Source organism: Lysinibacillus sp. CNPSo 3705, assembly GCF_028674935.1.
Lineage (GTDB): Bacteria > Bacillota > Bacilli > Bacillales_A > Planococcaceae > Lysinibacillus.
This window is the reverse complement of sequence record NZ_JAQZSD010000120.1, coordinates 1-5,356: the sequence shown is the minus strand read 5'-3', so window position 1 is coordinate 5,356 and position 5,356 is coordinate 1. Positions and strand designations below refer to the sequence as shown.

The 5,356-nt window shown below is 38.5% G+C and carries 4 protein-coding genes and 1 tRNA gene; 2 read left to right on the top strand and 3 right to left on the bottom strand.

Translation table 11 applies throughout. The features are described 5' to 3' along the window. Nucleotides 1-18: 18 nt before the first annotated feature. Nucleotides 19-90: transfer RNA gene (locus tag PVA17_RS24235), tRNA-Glu, on the top strand. A gap of 229 nt (nt 91-319) precedes the next feature. Here the strand turns inward: PVA17_RS24235 and nadA are convergent. The 3 genes from nadA to nadB are packed head-to-tail and all read right to left on the bottom strand — an operon-like array spanning nt 320 to nt 3,813. Continuing rightward, the gene (nadA, locus tag PVA17_RS24230; protein ID WP_274069256.1) at nt 320-1,423 is read right to left on the bottom strand and encodes a quinolinate synthase NadA; all 1,104 of its coding nucleotides are present in this window, start codon (nt 1,421-1,423) and stop codon (nt 320-322) included. Continuing rightward, on the bottom strand, nt 1,410-2,270 hold the full coding sequence (nadC, locus tag PVA17_RS24225) for a carboxylating nicotinate-nucleotide diphosphorylase (RefSeq protein WP_274069255.1): 861 nt from the start codon (nt 2,268-2,270) through the stop codon (nt 1,410-1,412). Before nadC ends, nadA begins: the two co-directional genes overlap by 14 nt. After that, nucleotides 2,227-3,813 (bottom strand): L-aspartate oxidase, encoded by a 1,587-nt coding sequence (gene nadB, locus PVA17_RS24220; protein WP_274069254.1) that lies wholly within the window; start codon nt 3,811-3,813, stop codon nt 2,227-2,229. Before nadB ends, nadC begins: the two co-directional genes overlap by 44 nt. A gap of 91 nt (nt 3,814-3,904) precedes the next feature. Here nadB and PVA17_RS24215 point away from each other — a divergent pair, with 91 nt between their 5' ends. After that, on the top strand, nt 3,905-4,984 hold the full coding sequence (locus PVA17_RS24215) for a cysteine desulfurase family protein (protein ID WP_274069253.1): 1,080 nt from the start codon (nt 3,905-3,907) through the stop codon (nt 4,982-4,984). Nucleotides 4,985-5,356 lie beyond the last annotated feature (372 nt).

Here is a 5,356-nt window from a genome sequence, read left to right as displayed (position 1 = left end):
CCCTCCTTCTCCGCCATTGGCCCGTTGGTCAAGTGGTTAAGACACCGCCCTTTCACGGCGGTAACACGGGTTCGAATCCCGTACGGGTCATACTGAAATACAGTAGATGTACATTACATCTACTGTATTTTTTTGTATTAAAATAGTTTTTAAGATTCTGGTTCTATAATATTTGTTGGGGTAATCACACAATTACATGCATAAAAGAAGCACAGATTCACTGATTTTAAGGTGATGAATATCACAACATGCTTGCAAAAAAGACTTAGTAATTATAAAAGACAAAACGTCTACCAGAAATGAGTAGACGTTTTGTCTTTTATGCTCTTACTAGCATCCTTTCAAGTGAGCTACGTGCTTCTTCAGCAGTGTGAGCATCTACTTGAATACGATTATGTGGTTGCCCTTTCTCTATACTTTCTAAGGACCAAAGTAAATGGGGAAGGTCAATTCGATTCATTGTAAGACAAGGACAGAAGTTCTTATTTAAAGAGATAATCTGCTTATCAGGGTGCTGCTGGATTATCCGATTAACAAGATTCATTTCAGTACCGATTGCCCATGCTGAACCACTCGGTGCTTTATTAATCGTATCGATAATGTATTTTGTAGAACCTGCTTTATCTGCAGCCGCAACAACTTCACGATTACATTCAGGATGAACAATGATACGCATAGTTGGATGAGCTTGACGTATAAGTTCGGTATGCTGAACAGTAAAACCTTCGTGAACGGAGCAGTGTCCCTTCCATAGGATGACTTGAATATTTTCTGGAGACTGATCTGTCTCAAGCATATTTGTATGAGGATTCCAAACTGCCATATTTTCAAGTGGTATTCCTAAGTCATACGCAGTATTTCTTCCTAAATGTTGATCTGGTAAAAAGAAAATACGTGGTTTTTGCGTAAATGCCCATTTAACCATTTCTTTTGCATTGGACGATGTTACGCAGGCTCCACCATGACGCCCAGTAAATGCTTTAATAGCAGCAGTAGAATTAACATATGTTAGAGGGATAATCGTATCGCCAAAGAGTTCCTGTAAAATCGGCCATGCTTGTTCTGTTTGATAAATGTCTGCCATGTCTGCCATTGAACAGCCTGCACGCATATCAGGTAAATAAACATGCTGTTGTTCAGTTGTGAGCATATCAGCTGTTTCCGCCATAAAGTGTACGCCACAAAATACTATATGTTCAGCTTCCTTGTTAGCTGCTGATAATTGAGCAAGCTGCAAGGAATCCCCTGTTGCATCTGCAAATTGAATCACTTCATCTTTTTGATAATGATGTCCAGGGATGAAGAGCTTATGACCTAATTTCTTTTTTATAGCTATAATGCGAGATTCCATGTCATTTTTAGATAATCCACGATAATGCTCTGGTAGTAGTGATGTTTGTTGTAATAAACTAGAGATGGACAATGGAATTAGCTCCTTTCGTTTTTACTAGTGCACTAATATCAAAGGCTTTTACTGAATGTGTTAGTGCTCCGAGTGAAATCCATTGAATACCTGTTTCTGCATAGGTATTTAAGTTATGGAGTGAAATGCCGCCTGAAGCTTCTGTAGCAATATGTGGTGGAACTACGGGAAGCCATTCACGTATTTCCTCAGGGCTACGATTATCAAACATAATGATATCTGCGCCAGCTGCTATTGCTTCATCTAATTGTGCTTTTGTTTCGATTTCGACTTCGATTTTAATGGTGTGACCGATTTTCTCACGGGCTAGCTGTACGGCCTTAGTAATACTACCTGCAAAAGCAATATGATTATCTTTTAGCATTATCGCATCGTATAAACCATTGCGATGGTTATAGGCCCCACCGATTCTAACAGCATACTTATCTAACATACGCATTCCGGGCATTGTTTTGCGTGTATCGCATATTTTCGCATTTGTACCTGCTGTTTCTCGTACCGCTAAATTTGTAGCTGTAGCAATAGCGGACATGCGCTGGATAAGATTTAAAATTACACGCTCACCCATTAATAACTTTTGAAGTGGTCCTTGGATAACAGCTAGAATATCACCAGCATTGACTTTGTCACCATCTTTTTTATAAAGGATAATATCCATAGATTGATCAAGAAGAAGAAATCCATGCTTAATGATAGGGGCTCCACAAAAAATGCCGCTCTCCTTCGCATAAAAAGAAAAAGATCCCTGCTGTTCTGGAGAAAATATAAATTCACTCGATAAATCCCCATCACCTATATCCTCATTAAAAAATTGTTTTAGCAATTCCTCGAGTTTGATGATATTCATATAATGAATTCCTCACTTTCATCTGTCCTTGTTGAAAAATGATCCAACGGTTTGCCCAATAATGATCATCTTTTGGTCTGTCAATGCGAATATGTGCTCCACGAGTTTCTTTTCGTGTAATGGCTGCGTGCGCCATTAATGTAGCGACAATATGCATCATGTAAAGTTCGAGTTCCTGGCAATTTAAGCTCTCTAAATCAACATGAAGAAGTGTTTGCATTGAGGGCAATTGTTGTACGAATTGTTCCATATCGATTGGATTTCGCACAATGCCTAATGTGTGCATCATCATTTGTCGTAATTGATCTTTTGTAAATAATGATGGCATTGTTTGTTGATGATGATTGTCATCAATTAAGAAACTATTTTGCTTACAACCTGTTTGAATAATGTATTGGGCGGTTCTTTGTCCAAACGTAATGCCTTCTAAAAGAGAGTTACTAGCTAAACGATTGGCACCATGCACCCCAGTACAAGCAACTTCACCTATTGCATATAGATTAGGAATAGAAGTTCTTCCCATGTCATCAGCTACAACACCACCCATTAAGAAATGACTACCTGGTGCTACAGGGATTAATCCATCTTGTAAATGAACATGATTGTCATAGCAAAGCTGAGCAATCGTAGGGAATTTTTCTTCAAAGTGTTCGATACTTGAAATATCAATAAAGGTTTCCTGCCCTGCAGCACGTTTATTAAATAATGCATGTGCAGTAATATGGCGTGGTGCTAAGTCCAACTGCTCATGAATGCCTTTCATTATGGGATGACGCCGTGCATCTACAAACTTTCCTCCGGCGCCACGGACAGCTTCAGAGACTAATCCTTTGGCCTGCCCTCCACACCAAAGTAAGCTCGGATGAAATTGCATAAATTCCATATCACTGATAGCAGCTCCAGCACGATATGCTAAAGCGATACCATCTCCAGTATTCGTAGCAAAGTTAGACGTACAAGAATATAAAGCGCCCGCACCTCCTGTCGCTAGAATGACGTGGTGAGCAAGGTAGCGCTTCGTTCCCTCTGCACCTTTTGTCAGAACACCAACACAAGCACCATCTGTATTCAATAAAAGCTCGTAAGCCATTTCATAGCAATTCACAACGCTATTAGATGAAAGTTGTCTGAGTAAATAATCGATTATTACTTGGCCAGTACGATCACCACCTGCATGTAAAATACGGTGATGACTATGTGCCCCCTCTAAGCCTAGAGCGGGAGACCCATCAATTTGTCGATCAACTGGAAAGCCCTCTTTTAATAAATCACTCATAATTTCTGTACCGTCTTCTATTAATATTTCAACATTCCTTCTTTCATGATGATATTCTCCAGCATTCAACGTATCAGCAATGTGAAACTTTGGATGATCTTCTTGACTTGTAACGGCAGCAATGCCGCCTTGAGCACGATAAGAACTACTCATTTTAACTGAACATTTTGTAACTATCTGAACTTGAAAATGTCTTTCGAGTAGTCGAGCAGTTTGAAGTGCAGCAACGCCGCTACCAATAATAAGTACATCTGTCATTACATCCATACCTATACCTTCTTTACAGTTGTCTTGACACATATCTTTACATAAAATAAAAGAGAAAACAAGACTTGATGAACTAGAAGGGAAGAATAAAATGATTTATTTGGATTACGCTGCAACCTCTCCAATGACTCCAAAAGCTCTTAAAGCATATTGTGAGGTAGCAAAGCAGTATTATGGGAATAGTGCAAGCCTACATGATCTAGGGGGCCAAGCACATTATTTTGTTGAGCAGGCAAGAGCTGTCGTAGCAAAATCTCTTGGAGTAAATAGTGACGGTGTCATTTTTACTGGCAGCGGAACGGAGGGCAATTTAATTTCGATTTTGTCATTAGCTTTAGCGTCAAACAAAGGGAAGCACATTATTTCATCACAAGCTGAACACACTTCCGTGCATGCGGCTTTAAATACGCTTGAAAAAATGGGGTTTATAATCACGAAGTTACCTTTACAGCAAGATGGTTGTATTCATGTAGAGCAACTACGAGAAGCCATACAAGAAGATACGGCTTTAATCACTATCCAACATGTAAATTCAGAGATAGGCTCTATTCAACCTATTGAAGAAATAGCCGAGATTGCCAAACAATCAAACGTTCTCTTGCATGTTGATTGTGTACAGTCCTTTTGTAAACTTCCGTTAAAGCAGAAAGTAGATGCTATTACAATATCAGCTCATAAAATAGGTGGGCCAAAAGGATGTGGAGCTATATATATTAATCCTAAGCTCCGTGTTCCTGCATTAGCACCAGGTGTCACGCATGAACGTGGGTTAAGGGGAGGGACATTAAATACGCCAGCTATTGTCGCTTTTGCTACGGCGATTGAAGATTATCAATATGAGCGGAAGCACTATGAAGCATTACGTCAAAGTTTTAAGGAAACATTACAAGAAACGTGTCAAATAATTGAGAGTAGGGAGCAATTGCCTAATATTTGTGGTGTACTAATGAAAAGAGTAGAGGGACAATACGTTTTGTTAAAATTAAATGAAGCGGGGATATGTATTTCCACTGGAAGTGCCTGTGATAGTCATGGTGAATCTGGTACGAAGGCGATTTTATCAATGGGCTACTCTATGGAAGCGGCACGTCAATTTTTTAGAGTATCTTTTGGTCCCGCAACAACATTTGAGGAAATTGTTCAATTACAAATGGCTCTTTCGGTTATTTAACTTCTTTAGCAGATGTATTCGGTAAGAAAGTGCAACGTTAGAAATGTTCTTTCACTTGAGAGGAAATTTAAGGTTTAAACGATTGAGGATAAAATGAAACTAGAAAACTATCATGAAATAATTGTATTGTAAAATGATAAATTAACAGCCATGTTAGTTGAATCTATTAATAGTTTTTCGTGTATATTTTACTTTTTTAATTGATTGTAACGAAGAGCTACTCTGATTGATCCTGTTGCAGATTAAAAGCGAAGTGTCACGACAGTCAGAAAATAGAGTAGCTCAAATATTTTCATGAATTAAAATAGCTAAAAACACTTCTGTAAATTAATTGTTTTCTTTTAATTAATCAATTGTTATAATAAATAGCAG